Annotated in this window: 11 protein-coding genes; 7 read left to right on the top strand and 4 right to left on the bottom strand. The window is 42.3% G+C overall.

Annotation, left to right across the window (positions count from 1 at the left end):
- Positions 1-203: 203 nt before the first annotated feature.
- The 3 genes from SM122_RS07170 (at position 204) to nrdI (ending at position 5,424) form a co-directional block, all read left to right on the top strand.
- Positions 204-3,965, top strand: a complete 3,762-nt coding sequence (locus SM122_RS07170) for a GbpC/Spa domain-containing protein (protein WP_324737922.1) — start codon at positions 204-206, stop codon at positions 3,963-3,965.
- A 426-nt stretch (positions 3,966-4,391) separates the two neighbouring features.
- Complete coding sequence (locus tag SM122_RS07165; protein ID WP_024055259.1) at positions 4,392-4,907, top strand: ABC transporter permease; 516 nt, start codon at positions 4,392-4,394, stop codon at positions 4,905-4,907.
- A 61-nt stretch (positions 4,908-4,968) separates the two neighbouring features.
- A complete protein-coding gene (nrdI, locus tag SM122_RS07160; protein ID WP_045760033.1) occupies positions 4,969-5,424 on the top strand; it encodes a class Ib ribonucleoside-diphosphate reductase assembly flavoprotein NrdI in 456 nt (151 codons plus the stop codon).
- A gap of 240 nt (positions 5,425-5,664) precedes the next feature.
- Here the strand turns inward: nrdI and SM122_RS07155 are convergent, their stop codons facing one another.
- Entirely contained in the window at positions 5,665-5,910 is a 246-nt protein-coding gene (locus SM122_RS07155; protein ID WP_023919916.1) for a hypothetical protein, read from the bottom strand.
- A 151-nt stretch (positions 5,911-6,061) separates the two neighbouring features.
- Positions 6,062-7,750 carry an arginine--tRNA ligase gene (argS, locus tag SM122_RS07150; RefSeq protein ID WP_195327031.1) on the bottom strand — a complete coding sequence of 563 codons (1,689 nt, stop codon included), beginning with the start codon at positions 7,748-7,750 and terminating at the stop codon, positions 6,062-6,064.
- 104 nt (positions 7,751-7,854) lie between these two features.
- On the opposite strand from argS, the gene argR reads away from it, so the two are divergent.
- Together argR and mutS are read left to right on the top strand one after the other, a co-directional pair.
- Positions 7,855-8,295 (top strand): arginine repressor, encoded by a 441-nt coding sequence (gene argR, locus SM122_RS07145; RefSeq protein ID WP_003009125.1) that lies wholly within the window; start codon positions 7,855-7,857, stop codon positions 8,293-8,295.
- A gap of 109 nt (positions 8,296-8,404) precedes the next feature.
- Positions 8,405-10,954, top strand: a complete 2,550-nt coding sequence (gene mutS / locus SM122_RS07140; protein ID WP_195327030.1) for a DNA mismatch repair protein MutS — start codon at positions 8,405-8,407, stop codon at positions 10,952-10,954.
- Between the two features lie 34 nt (positions 10,955-10,988).
- On the opposite strand, the gene SM122_RS07135 is transcribed toward mutS, so the two are convergent.
- Positions 10,989-11,444: a DUF3021 domain-containing protein gene (locus SM122_RS07135; protein ID WP_024054970.1), complete on the bottom strand. Its 456-nt coding sequence runs from the start codon at positions 11,442-11,444 to the stop codon at positions 10,989-10,991.
- On the bottom strand, positions 11,438-11,878 hold the full coding sequence (locus SM122_RS07130; RefSeq protein WP_155170400.1) for a LytTR family DNA-binding domain-containing protein: 441 nt from the start codon (positions 11,876-11,878) through the stop codon (positions 11,438-11,440). The genes SM122_RS07135 and SM122_RS07130 overlap by 7 nt, the downstream gene beginning before the upstream one ends.
- A gap of 248 nt (positions 11,879-12,126) precedes the next feature.
- Here SM122_RS07130 and mutL point away from each other — a divergent pair, with 248 nt between their 5' ends.
- Entirely contained in the window at positions 12,127-14,070 is a 1,944-nt protein-coding gene (gene mutL / locus SM122_RS07125; RefSeq protein WP_061604440.1) for a DNA mismatch repair endonuclease MutL, read from the top strand.
- 20 nt (positions 14,071-14,090) lie between these two features.
- Entirely contained in the window at positions 14,091-14,684 is a 594-nt protein-coding gene (gene ruvA / locus SM122_RS07120; protein WP_155170402.1) for a Holliday junction branch migration protein RuvA, read from the top strand.
- The last annotated feature ends 1 nt before the right edge of the window (position 14,685 follow it).

Below are 14,685 nucleotides of genomic sequence, written 5' to 3'. Positions count from 1 at the left end.
TGTTTGCATATATTTTCAACCAAAAGATGGGGAAGGCAAGGAAGGTTTGGGGATTCAAGTTGTTATATATTTAAAGTAAAATAAAAAATTAAATTGACAAATAAATAAAAATGGTTGATTGTGATACAATGGAGTTAACTGAAAGTAGCATATTTTTGCCTCTACAGTGAGATTTTTTTAAACAAAAAAGGAGAGTTTTGAAAATGAAAAGCTATCGTGAACATGTTTCGAAGCAGGAAAAATTTTCAATTCGTAAGTTATCAGTCGGTGTTGTTTCATTGGCCATCGCTGGATTGGCTACTGTTAATACCTATGGAGCAGAAGTGAAAGCAGATGAGGCAACAGCGCCTGCAACTGAAGTGACTACTACGGATATAGCAACAAGCGATGCAGCTGTTGCAACAAGTTCTAAGTTGACATCTACAACTGTGACAGAAGGAAATAAAACAGTTACGACGACTTATGTAGAATCACCAGAACTTGAAAAAGCAAAAGCTGATGCAGCCACAGAAGGTGTGACCGTTACAGAAGAAGCTGAAAAAGTCCAACCATCTATCGTAGCAGCAGAAGCAGATAACAAAGCCCAAACAGCTGAAATCAACACAGTCGTTGAAAACTACAAAAAGGCCAAAGCTGAGTATGAAGCAAAATTAGCTGAACAAAAGCAAGTAGAAGCTGAAAATGCTAAAGCAAAGGCTGACTACGATCAAGCTAATACTGAATACCAGAATGATTTATTGGCATATCAGGCTCAAAAAGCTGAATATGAAAAAGCAAAAGCTTCTTACGCAGAATCCCAAAAAGCATATGAAGAAGCTTTAGCAGCATATAAAGCAGCTACTACTTCAACTGCAAGTAAAGACTCTGATGCCTATAAACTAGTTAAGGAGCAATACGAAGCTGCAAAAGCAACTTATGAAACTAGTAAAGCTAAATATGAAACAGATGCAGCAAAATATGCTGATAATAAGTTGAGTTTTGCGGATGCAACAGCGTCGTACAATACTGCAAAAACTTCTTATGACGCAGCACTTGCCCAGTATAATGAAGCTAAAGTTCAATATGATAAGGAATTAGAATCATACGAATCTAAAAAAGCAGAGTTTGAAAAAAATAAACTTGCTCAAGCAGCTGCTGAGAAAAAATTCGATCAACAAACTAAAGAATATACTGTAGCTGAAAAACAATACCAACAAGATCTAGCAGCATATAATGAAGCTAAGACAGCATACGAAACTGCTCTAGAGGCTTATAACGCTGCGACATCTACTGGTGGGACAGATTCGGCGGAATATGCTGCGCTGAAAGCTAAATATGAAGCAGATAAATCAGCATATGAAACTGCAAAATCAAAATATGATGTAGATGCTGAAAATTATAATGATAAGAAAACATCATATGAAACAGCCAAGACTAGTTATGATTCAACTAAAACAGCATACGATGTAGCAAAATCAAGTTATGATATTGCAAAAGCTCAGTATGATTCAGAAGTGGCAAAATATAACAAAGCTACTGAAGAATATAATAAGGCGGTATCAGATTATCAAAAAGCACAAGAACAATATGCAAAAGATAAATTAGAATATGATACGGCTGCAACATCTTATGCTAAAGCTAAAACTGAATACGATACAGTAGTAAACAAATTTAAAAATGTCAAAGAAGAAATTAAAGCAATCTACAAAGATGCAAAAGTTGATATTGTAGAAAGTGATACGATTGTAGAAGATGAAGAAAAAGAAGTAGAAAAAGACAAAGACGGAAAACCTACTAAGGAACTTACTGACAAAGCTAAAGATTTAACAGCTGCAAAAAACTTATATAAAAATAATAAATCTCAGTATGAGGAAGATAAGAAAGCATTTGAGGAAGCAAAAGCTAAGTACGCTTCAAACGAAATTGAGTTTGTGGCTGTAAAAGCAGCTTATGATAAAGCAAAATCAAGTTATGATGCTGTGAATGAACAATATGCAAAACTTTATCAAGCGAAACTTGCAAGTATTGAAACCGCTTTGGCTCAATACAAAAATGCTAAAGAAGCGTATGAAAAATATATGACTGACAATGGTTTCAAAGATTTGAAAGATGTTGAAACTGTTCAAGATTTGACTTTCCAACGTGAAGGTGGTGCAACTCACACCATTGACGGCATCAGCACTTATCTTACTCGTGATGCTCAAAAACGCTTGAATAAAAGCAATGTGCATCAGTATGATTCCAATGAATTGGAAGCTTCAGATATTGTAGCGACTAGTCCTTGGACCAATAATGAAACTGAGTACATTCAAGTGAAAGAAGGCGATAAATTTGTCGTTACTTATGATAACTTGAATCAGTCCAGCATGCGTGAAAATACGGATATGCATCCAATCAAGCGCGTGATTTACCGCTATGAGATTTTGAGTCTTCCATCAAATGACGGTAAAGGAATTGCAGCTGTTAGCTCAGATCCAACTGTAACACTAACAGTCGGTGCTTCAACAGACCAAAATAAACCAGTTAAAGTTGCTGTCGATGTTGAATTCTATGATGGCGATGGCAATAAGTTTGATTTGACCCAACATAATGCGATTGTCGCTTTGAACTCTCTCAACCACTGGACAGGTGCTTCTTATGTAGATAGTGGAGATAAACCTCGTGCTATCACAGTAGAAGCCAAGGATGTAAATGGAAACACTGTACGTGGCACTTGGGATCCGTATGCAGATGGTTCATCCATGAGCATTGAAAACAATGAAGTGAAGGTTAAAACAGGAAAAGCAGACTTCGGTACTGCAACTGTTTCCATTTCAGCAGATAATCCCCTCAAAATTGTAACACAGAAATATGGTTATGTAGAAGTCGAGACAGGTAAATGGGCTCCTGGTACTACCCCTGAGAAGGAAGAAGTAACGGATGCGTTAACTGTGAATGCTTCGGGTTCAGGAAGTGTTCATTCTATTGGTACAGAAGAATTTACTTTTGAAGGTAAGGATGATGTTCTTGGTTCATACAAAGTAGATGCAACTACAGGTCAAATTACTTTTACCCCTAAGAAGAAATTTGAAAATGTGGAGCACCAAGAGTTTGTAAATATTGGAAATAATAAATACATTCAAATTCCAAACTCAAGTGTTTCTTATGATGCGGCTACTAAAGAAGTAACTTCCCCTACAGATAACCAATATATTGAACATGGTGCTGTCTTTAATGGGGAATCATCAGCGACTCTTCGTGGTTGGGATGATCCATCTTCTCCATATCTCTATTATGGTGGTGCGGGATTAAAGATGTCTGATGGTCACCTAGTCTTTACGGCTAATGGAGCTAATGCGGCTGGTCAACCAACGGTTTATTGGTTTGCAATCAACTCAAATGTTGGTCTTCCAAAAAATCCAGGTTCATTTGTCATTCCGCCAGCTCCAGTTTCTCCAGTTGCCCCAGTAGAGCCAAAATTAAATGAAGTAAAACCAACATTGCCTACTCCGTTGAGTCCGGTTTCTCCAGTGGCACCAGTTAAACCGGTGAAAGAGGAAATTGAAAAAATTAAAGAACCGACTCCACCAACACCAGTAGCACCGGTTTCTCCAGTTTCTCCAATTGAACCAAAAGCCCCTGAGCAACCAAAATACAAAACAATTCCGAAAACTGAGGGACCTCAATCAGCTGAGGTGAAATGGCATAAGAATAAAGTGGTAACGGAAACAGATATTCCAACCCCACCAACACCGGTTCCTCCAACTCCACCAACTCCATACAACCCACCAACACCAATTGTTCCACCTACACCAATCGTTCCACCAACTCCAGAGGTTCCAACCGAACCAACTCCTGAAGTTCCGGAACAGCCTGTACAACCTGCGCAACCACAAACACCTGCGCTTCCAAATACAGGTACAGAAAGCTCAACTGCAGCTGTTCTTGCAGGTGCGATGGCTGGATTGCTTGGATTGGGTCTTGCACGCAAGAAAAAAGAAGATTAATTCTTGTTTCTTTCGTTCATTCATCTAAATAAAGAAAGTCAGAAGGCAAGTCCTTCTGGCTTTTTTGATGGAGTGATGACCAAATAGTTGAGAAATAGAACAGAATAGTTTTTGGATAAGGAGAGGAAATGGCTTTTATAGACCAAATCGTGTCGAAATGAAGCAGAATAGAAATGGATGACACAAGAAGAAGAGAATGAGGTATACTGGTGGTGTTCGAATGAAAGTTTATAGGACTCCGTTATATCTCTAATCATTCCAATGATACAGTTGCGATGGCTTTTCATCTTTTGCACACATTACTTTTCCAAATGAATTTCATTTGAACGTATCAGTGATCAGGCAAGTGCCTCCACGGTTTTGAGGCGCTTGCCTTTCTATCTGTATCGCGATATAATAGGGTGTAAGAAATGAAAAGGAGTTTGTATGAAAAAGAAACCTATCTATCTTTATATCCTGTTATTTTTCTCTACGGTTGGAACCCTGACTTCAGCTGTCTCAACCTTTGGAGCTTCAAAGAGTTTTGAGCTGACAGATGATTTTGCGAAACAACTTGGTTTAACAACGGCTCAAGACAAGGCTGACTATGTGACATATTATGAGAAATCAGCCCAACTCAATCAGTCTCCACTAACCTTTTTATTTGTTTCCTTGATTCTGATTGCCTTACTGGCAACTTTCTATTTCCTCTTTATGAAGCAGGATCTGTTAACAGCTCATTATACTTATATGGGGCAGATTTTATTAAGTCAAGCCTTCTCTTGCTATAATTATTTTGCAGGGCGTCCACTATTAGCTAGTTTTTCAAACTCAGCGCTTCGCCAACGATATCTGGCATCTTCGTCCATTGCTTTGTTACTCTTGACTGCTTTATCCCTTCTCTTCCTTGGAATTGTTTTGTATAAAACCTTGCGTTTGAGAAAAGCTCAAGCTAGGGCATAATAGATAAGTTTAAAGGGAGCTCTCTTAGAGGATAAGAGAGCTTCTTGATTGGAGAAAAAAGATGAAAGTATCCTTTGTTTATATTAGTCTGAGTGGAAATACAGAGAGTTTTGTCCGTCGCTTAAGTGACTATTTGCTGGAAGCTCATCCCGGACTTGAAATCGAGAAAGTGCATGTGAAAGACCTAGTCAAAGAGGGCCAGCCCTTCTTTGAAATGACCAATCCTTTTATCACTTTTTTGCCTACCTATTTGGAGGGTGGAAATGGTGTCGACAATGGCGATGTGGAAATTTTGACGACAGATGTTGCGGATTTTATTGCTTACGGAGACAACGCCAGCAAGTGTTTAGGAGTGGTTGGGTCAGGCAATCGGAATTTTAACAATCAATATTGTTTAACCGCTAAGCAATACAGCCAACGCTTTGGTTTCCCTATGTTAGCCGATTTTGAAATGCGGGGGATGTTGGGAGATATTAAAAAAGTAGCTGCCATTGTAGAAGATTTGTATCATCTTTAAAATAAAGAGAGTGGGACAGAAATCGGTAATTCGTTAGAATTCGATTTCGTCGTCCCACCTCCGCACAGTTGAGTAGGGCTGTAAAAGCTGATGAAATCAGCGTAGTAGAGGCCACTCAACCACTGCGTCTTGCTCGACAATCCAAAAATAATTGAGAGGCTAGGACTTTTGTCCCAGCCTCTTATTTGTTGCGACTGAATAGAAGAGGAGTCACATTTTATATGACTCCTCTTCTATGGCTTATTTTAATTTTTCTGTGATTTCTTTAGCAAGTAGGAGCCCCAATCGATAGTCTTTATTGATGGCATGGATGACATCGTTGATATTGTCGGTCTCTTGGATTTTTTCCTTGATGCTATCTTTGAAAGCTTGATCTTTCAAGAGTTGCTCTTGTAAGAGCCGTTGTAGTTTTTCTCTTTCGTACTTGTTAAATAAAAAGAGAACCACTAAACTGATGAGGATTAAGATGTAAACGGTTTGATTCATAGATTTCTCCTGTATATAAAGGAACTGAAAATGTAGAGAATGAAGGGCATTGGGCATGAGAAAAGGAGTGAGATGGAACTAAATAAGGCTTATTTAGCTATTCCTCTCACCCCTAAAAAAGACGGTTTCCTATCAAAAAGTAAGAAAGATATTACATCTTATCAGGCGCATCCACACCCAATAGACGAAGTGCTTCTTTCAAAACAACTGCTGTTGAGTAGCTAAGAGCAAGACGGCTATCACGTTCTGGGCTTTCATCCAAGATACGAGTGTGAGCATAGTACTTGTTGAAGGCTTGAGCCAAGTTGATGGCATATTTAGCAATCAAGGATGGGTCATAGTTTTCAGCAGCACGTTTGACAACACGAGAGAAGTCTTGGAGAAGCTTGATGATTTCCCAGCTTTCAGGATCGCTCAAGCTATAAGTCGCATCTGCAGATGGTGTGAAGTTGGCTTTGCGAAGGATAGATTGGATACGAGCATAAGCGTATTGAACGTATGGTCCAGTTTCTCCTTCGAAGGATACCATGGCTTCAAGGTCAAAGTCATACCCGTTTCGACGGTCTGTCTTCAAATCGTAGAATTTAACCGCACCAACACCGACTGCATGTGCTACTTCTTCCTTGTTTTCTAGTTCAGGATTCTTTTCTTCGATCTGAGCTTTGGCACGAGAGATAGCTTCTTGAAGAGTTGGTTCGAGCAGGATGATATTTCCTTTACGAGTTGACAATTTTTGACGGTTCTTTGTGACCAAACCAAAGTCAACGTGGATCATATCGTCGCTCCATTCAAATCCCATCTTCTTCAAAACAGCTTTTAACTGACGGAAGTGGTTGGATTGTTCTTGACCTACAACATAGATGTTTTTCACAAAGTTGTAAGTCCGTGCACGGTAGATAGCGGTTGCGATATCACGAGTGATATAAAGAGTGGCACCATCTGATTTTTTAATCATAGCTGGTGGTAGGTTGACATCATCCAACTCAACGATGCTAGCCCCCTTAGACTCTTTCAACAAGCCTTTTTCTTCAAGGATTTGGACAGCTTCGTCCATCTTGTCATTGTAGAAGGCTTCTCCGTTTAAGCTGTCAAATTCAACACCGAGGAGTTTGTAGATACGGTTGAATTCTACCAAGCTCTCGTCACGGAACCATTGCCACAATTCAGTTGCTTCTGGATCTCCATCTTCCAATTTCTTGAACCAGAGACGTCCTTCATCGTCCAAAGCAGGATCGTTTTCGATTTCGGCATTGATGCGAACATAAAGTTTCAACAATTCGTCGATTGGATTGGCTTCGACAGCTTCCTTGCTACCCCATTTTTTGTAAGCCACCATCAAGAGACCGAACTGTTTACCCCAGTCTCCCAAGTGGTTGATTTTAATGGTATTGTAGCCCATTTTTTTATAGATGTTTGAAATAGCATCCCCGATAACGGTTGAACGTAAGTGACCAACTGAGAAAGGTTTTGCGATGTTTGGGCTTGAAAGGTCGATGGTAATGTTTTGACCTTTACCTTCGTCTTGTTGGCCATAGTCTGCACCTGCTTCGATGACGGATTTGATTACTTGATCAGAGATCTTAGATTTGTCTAAGAAGAAGTTCACGTAAGGTCCAGTTGCAACGACTTTTTCGAAGGCACTTTGGTCGATCTTTTCAGCAATATCTGCAGCGATTGCTTGAGGAGCCTTGCGTTCCACTTTTGCAAGTGAGAAGGCTGGAAAAGCAATGTCACCAAGATCAGATGATTTTGGTTGTTCAAGCAAGTTTAAAATAGCATCTTGGTCAAGAGAGTCAATCACTTTGGCCAATTCACTAGCAATGAGTTCTTTATTGTTCATATTAGCTCCTTAGTCCTTTTAACTATTATTTTAACACAATTCTGAGCGAATTTTCAATTTTTTTGGTATAATTTAAAGTATATTTATTCAAAAGTGGAGGTCCAATGAAAAAGACAGAACGTCACCTTTTGATTCAACAAATGATTCGAAATGAAAAATTGTCGACTCAAAAAGAGATTCAGGATCGATTAGAAGCAAAAGGAATTGCTGTAACGCAAACAACTCTGTCACGAGATTTGCGCGATCTGGGTCTAGTCAAGGTGAAACGAAAAGACCAGTTGTATTATATTTTGCCCAATGAGCCTGAGGTGGCAGAGATTTATATTATGTTGTCCAGCCACGCCAAGTCTGTCTCACGGGCAGAATTCACCTTGGTCTTGCGGACAGAGCTAGGAGAAGCAGCTCTCTTGGCCAATGGTGTAGATGAAATGTCAGATGAGCGTATTTTGGGAACTGTAGCAGGGGCTAATACCCTCTTGATTGTCTGCCGTGACCAAGATGCAGCCATTGAAATTCAAAATGAAATTTTAGGGATGATGCAGTAATCAAGCCCTGTTAAGATGTCAAAAGGAGGAAGATAGTGAGCTATCTACTCCTGTTTTCATCTATGGGGCTTGCGTCAGAAAATGATGCAAGAGTAAGGAATAAAGAAGTATGGCAGTAGAGAAAATATCCCCTGGAATGCAGCAGTATCTAGATATCAAAAAAGATTATCCGGATGCCTTTTTGCTGTTTCGAATGGGAGATTTTTACGAATTATTTTATGAAGATGCAGTGAATGCGGCTCAAATTTTAGAGATTTCCTTAACCTCACGGAATAAAAATGCAGAGAATCCGATCCCTATGGCGGGTGTTCCCTACCACTCGGCCCAGCAGTATATTGATGTTCTCATTGAACAGGGGTATAAGGTCGCGATTGCAGAACAAATGGAAGACCCCAAAGAAGCCAAGGGGGTCGTTAAGCGTGAAGTCGTACAGGTGATTACGCCGGGTACAGTGGTGGATTCGACCAAGCCAGATAGTGAGAACAACTTCCTGGTTGCTTTGGATCGTTCAGGAAATGAGTATGGGCTAGCCTATATGGATCTGGTGACAGGGGAGTTTCAGGTGACGACCCTCAATGACTTTAGCATGGTTTGTGGAGAAATCCGCAATTTACGTGCGCGTGAGGTGGTCCTGGGTTATGAGTTGCCAGAACAGGAAGAGCGTGTGTTTGTGAGCCAGATGAATCTCTTGTTGTCACATGTAGAGACGGCGCTCGACGATGTTCAACTCTTAGGGGATCAGTTGAGTGAGCTCGAAAAGAAAACGGCTGGAAAACTTCTCCAGTATGTCTACCAGACACAAATGCGGGAATTGAGCCACCTCAAAAAAGCCCATCATTATGAGATTTGCGATTTCTTGCAGATGGACTTTGCGACCAAGGCTAGTCTTGATTTGACAGAGAATGCGCGAACTGGGAAGAAACATGGTAGCTTGTATTGGTATTTGGATGAAACCAAGACGGCCATGGGCGGTCGTTTGTTGCGGTCCTGGATTCAGAAGCCCTTAGTCGATTTGAAACGGATTCGAGAGCGACAGGACATCATTCAGGTCTTTATGGATCATTTCTTTGAACGGAGCGATTTGACCGACAGCCTCAAAGGGGTTTATGACATTGAACGCTTAGCGAGTCGGGTTTCCTTTGGCAAGATCAACCCTAAGGATCTCTTGCAGCTAGGAGATACTCTGGGGCATGTGCCGACGATCAAGTCGATTCTACTGGGGATTGGTGATCCAGTCTTAGATGTCTTAATTGCACGCTTGGATGAACTTCCTGAGTTGCACCGCTTGATTACCTCAGCTATTGCTCCGGAAGCGTCTGCTGTTATTACGGAGGGAAATATCATCCGAACTGGGTTTGACGAGCAATTGGACCAGTACCGTGTCGTTCTTCGGGATGGTACTGGTTGGATTGCTGAGATTGAGGCCAAGGAGCGCGAAGCCAGCGGCATTACAGGTCTAAAAATCGATTACAACAAGAAGGATGGCTACTATTTCCATGTCACCAATTCTCAATTGAGTCACGTTCCTGCTCACTTTTTCCGCAAGGCGACCTTGAAAAATTCAGAACGCTTTGGTACGGAGGAATTGGCTCGCATCGAAGGAGATATGCTAGAGGCGCGTGAGAAGTCTGCTAATCTGGAATATACGATTTTTATGCGGATTCGGGAAGAAGTTGGCAAGTATATCCAACGTCTGCAACAATTAGCTCAGGCGATTGCAACGGTTGATGTTTTACAAAGTTTAGCCAGTGTCGCTGAGTCGCAACGGTTGAATCGTCCCCTTTTTCATGAAGAACGACGAATCGCAATCGACAAAGGCCGCCATCCGGTTGTTGAGAAAGTGATGGGAGCCCAGTCCTATATTCCTAATAGCATCTTTATGGATGAAGAACGGGATATTCAGCTGATTACGGGACCAAATATGAGCGGGAAGTCTACCTATATGCGCCAATTGGCGATCATTGTGATTCTTGCCCAAATTGGCTCCTATGTACCCGCGCAAAAGGCCGAGTTGCCAATCTTTGATGCGATTTATACCCGAATCGGAGCTGCTGATGACCTGGTATCGGGGCAGTCTACCTTCATGGTGGAAATGATGGAGGCCAATCACGCCATTCGCAAGGCAACGACCCAGTCCTTGATTTTGTTTGATGAGTTGGGACGGGGAACGGCGACCTATGATGGGATGGCTCTCGCCCAATCCATCATCGAATACATTCACGATCGAACCGGTGCCAAAACCTTGTTTGCGACCCATTACCATGAGTTGACGGCTCTCTCAGAGACCTTGTCCCGTTTGGAAAATGTTCATGTTGCGACCTTGGAGCGAGATAGTCAGGTTACCTTCTTGCACAAGATTGAACCCGGCCCAGCAGATAAGTCCTATGGGATTCACGTGGCCAAGATCGCTGGTTTGCCAGAAGAATTATTGAAGCGGGCGGATGCGATTTTGACCAAGCTCGAAGGACAAGCCCAGCAAGTACCGCTTGCGGATGCAAATCCTAAAAAGGAAGTGTCTTCGCAGGTTGCTGAACAAATGTCCCTTTTTGAGGAAGAGACAGAAAATACGGTGATCACAGAATTGAAGAATCTGGATCTCTACAATATGACTCCCATGGAAGTCATGATGGCAGTCGCCGAATTGAAAAAGAAATTATAAAAGAAGATCCTCGTGACGGCGAGGATCTTTTTGCTTAGTGGTTAGCAATGCTTTGGTTGATTTCTTGGACTTGTTTTTTATAAAAATGATGGGAGACCAACCAGATGATCACGTAAACGAGGGTGAATTCGACAACGAGTGAGAGGTAAAATCCGAGTCGTGCTGGAAACCAGCCGGCCAAAGTAGCCAGAGGAATAAAACCAAGTAACATGAGTAGGTAATGGCTCAGAGTAGCCCGTAAGAGGCTCCAGTCTTTTTGAAAGAGGAGACTTCCGAAGCTAAAGAGGACCCCAATTGCACCCCAAACGAGGGCACAATAGAGCATGACTAGTGAGCCGTGAACATGATGCAAGAACATCCAGCGACCGACTGCAGAGTTGGGACTTAAGGGAAGGTACAACTCAGGTGAGAAGAGATAGGAAAAGAAGATGGATAGGATGAGCCCAATGAGAATCCCTTTCAGGGCGTCAGAAAAAGATTGTTTTAGCATGATAATTTCTCCTTAATGGCTTTCAAGTAACGACGGGAGGAGTAGGTCAGACTCCCGTTTTTAAGATAGATTTGCACTGATCCTCCACTGGTAAAGTGCAGGTGATCGATTTCTTTTGTGTTGATAATTTCAGATTGGGAAATTTTGAGAAAGAAGGTCGGTAAGTCTTCAGATAACTGATAGAGTGGCCCAGTCAGAATAAATTGATCTGTCATAGTCTCGCCAATTACTTGCCGATTTTCAATGTAAAAACGTTGGAATAGCTGGCTTTCGATCAGGTAAGCTTCCCCATCCTTTTTGGCACGTAAGCGCCCTTTTTGATCCAATTCTTCCACAAAGTCACGGATTTTCTCTACACGCGCAGACAGTGCAGGTGCTGTGATCATCACCGCTTCTTCTTGGAAGTGGGAATCAATTTGTACTTCAACTTTCATAAGATCGTTTCTCCCTCCTTTGGGTAAAGTCGGTTGGCCTGCTAGCCCGGCCCCTTCTTTACACTACTATTAAACACTTTTTCCAAAGGGAAGACAAGGGGATTTGTCTATGTGGTCATTTTCTTTGCCTATGCGGTTTTTTAGGAAGAAGATGGGACTGGCCTCTATTTTTTAAGAAAGGGAGTCTTGTGGATCTGTGGTATAATAGAGCTACATGTATCGGTGAAAAAATAGGTAAAGGAGCAGACATGTCACAGATTATTGAATTGCCAGAAGTCCTAGCCAATCAGATAGCGGCAGGTGAAGTGATTGAACGACCTGCTAGCGTGGTCAAGGAATTGGTTGAAAACTCGATCGATGCTGGAGCAAGCCAGATTGTTGTCGAAATCGAAGAAGCAGGATTGAAGTCGATTCGAATCACAGACAATGGGGAAGGAATTGCGCACGATGAGGTCGCTTTGGCCCTCCGTCGACATGCGACCAGTAAGATCAAGAGTCAAGCGGATCTCTTTCGTATTCGAACGCTTGGTTTTCGTGGTGAGGCCATGCCTTCCATTGCTTCTGTCAGTATTCTAACCCTTCTAACGGCGCAAGAAGGAGCTGCCCACGGGACCAAATTGGTCGCAAAGGGTGGCGAAATTGAGGAATTGGAGCCAGCGACAAGCCCTGTCGGGACCAAGATCACAGTGGAAGATCTCTTTTTTAATACCCCTGCTCGTCTCAAGTATTTAAAGAGCCAGCAGGCAGAGTTGTCCCATATCGTGGATATTCTCAACCGCTTGAGCTTGGCCCATCCTGAGATTGCCTTTACCTTGATCAATGATGGAAAAGAAATGACCAAAACAGCTGGGACTGGTAATCTCCGGCAAGCGATTGCGGGTGTCTATGGCCTCGCGTCTGCCAAGAAGATGGTGGCTATTGAAAATCGCGACCTAGATTTTGAAGTTACGGGCTTTGTGTCTTTGCCTGAATTGACTCGTGCAAATCGCAATTACATCAGTCTCTTTATCAACGGCCGTTACATCAAGAATTTCTTGCTCAATCGAGCTATTTTAGACGGCTACGGCAGTAAACTCATGGTGGGTCGCTTTCCACTTGCGATCATTAATATCCAGATCGATCCTTACTTAGCGGATGTCAATGTTCATCCCACTAAACAAGAGGTTCGCATCTCCAAAGAACGAGAACTAATGGCCTTGATCTCCCAGGCGATTGCGAACGCTTTGAAAGAGCAGGACCTGATTCCGGATGCTCTAGAAAATCTAGCCAAGTCGACTATTCGTCGAACAGAAAAGCCAGTACAGACGACCCTGCCTTTAAAAGAAAACCGCCTCTATTATGACCGAGAGAGTCAAGATTTCAAGCTTCGACCAGAGGTGGCAGATCCTCAACGGCCTCTAGCAGATGAGACTGCTACTGAAGCTAGAATCCAAGAAAACCCAGTAGAAAAACCGACAAGCGCGATCAAGTTTGCGGAAAGAAAGGCTGTGGTTTATGATGAACTGGACCACCCAGAGTTGGATCTGGCTAGTCTAGACAAGGCCTATGATAAGTTGGATGGGGAAGAACATTCGACCTTCCCAGAATTGGAATATTTTGGTCAGATGCATGGAACCTATCTCTTTGCCCAAGGAAATGGGGGCCTATATATCATTGACCAGCACGCGGCCCAAGAGCGGGTCAAATACGAAGAATACCGGGAGAGCATCGGGGACGTAGACGGCAGTCAGCAACAACTGCTGGTGCCTTATATCTTTGAGTTCCCTACAGACGATCTGATCCGCCTGCAACAGCGCAAGCACCTTCTAGAAGAAGTGGGCGTTTACTTAGAAGAATACGGAGCTAACCAGTTGATCTTGCGGGAGCATCCGATCTGGATGAAGGAAGAAGAGATCGAGTCAGGCATCTATGAGATGTGTGACATGCTCCTCTTGACCAAGGAAGTGTCCATCAAGAAATACCGAGCTGAGTTGGCCATCATGATGTCCTGCAAACGCTCTATCAAGGCCAATCATACACTGGATGATTACTCTGCACGGGATCTGATCTACCAACTGTCCCAATGTGACAACCCTTATAACTGCCCTCATGGCCGTCCGGTCTTGGTTAACTTTACCAAGTCAGATATGGAAAAGATGTTCCGACGCATTCAGGAAAATCACACCAGTTTACGGGAATTGGGCAAATATTAATCAAACAATAAAGGAAGATTATGTACGAATACATTAAAGGAATTTTAACGAAAATCACCGCTAAATACATTGTGGTAGAAACAGCTGGGATGGGCTATCTCTTGCATGTGGCCAATCCCTATGCCTACTCTGGTAAAATGAATCAAGAGGTGCAAGTCTATCTCCATCAAGTAGTCCGTGAAGACGCTCACCTGCTCTATGGCTTTGCGACAGAAGAAGAGAAAAAGCTCTTTTTGAACTTGATCTCAGTCTCTGGGATTGGACCTGTCTCAGCTTTGGCCATCATTGCTGCAGACGATAATGCAGGCCTTGTCCAAGCCATCGAAAGCAAGAACATTACCTACTTGACCAAGTTTCCAAAGATCGGCAAGAAAACAGCCCAACAGATGGTCTTGGATCTGGAAGGTAAGATCAATCTTGATCTAGAAGATGCACCGGCTCAGTCCAAAGCCAAAGTTGCAGAAGAAAACCAAGCCCTTGAAGAAGCTATGGAAGCCATGTTGGCATTGGGCTACAAGGCAACGGAACTTAAGAAAATTAAGAAATTCTTTGAAGGAACTTCTGATACTGCTGAAAACTACATCAAGTCTGCCCTTAAGATGTTGGTGAAATAGG

Origin of the sequence: Streptococcus gingivalis (assembly GCF_035544715.1) — a bacterium.
In the GTDB taxonomy this organism is placed as follows: domain Bacteria; phylum Bacillota; class Bacilli; order Lactobacillales; family Streptococcaceae; genus Streptococcus; species Streptococcus gingivalis.
This window is presented reverse-complemented; position numbering and strand designations above follow the sequence as displayed.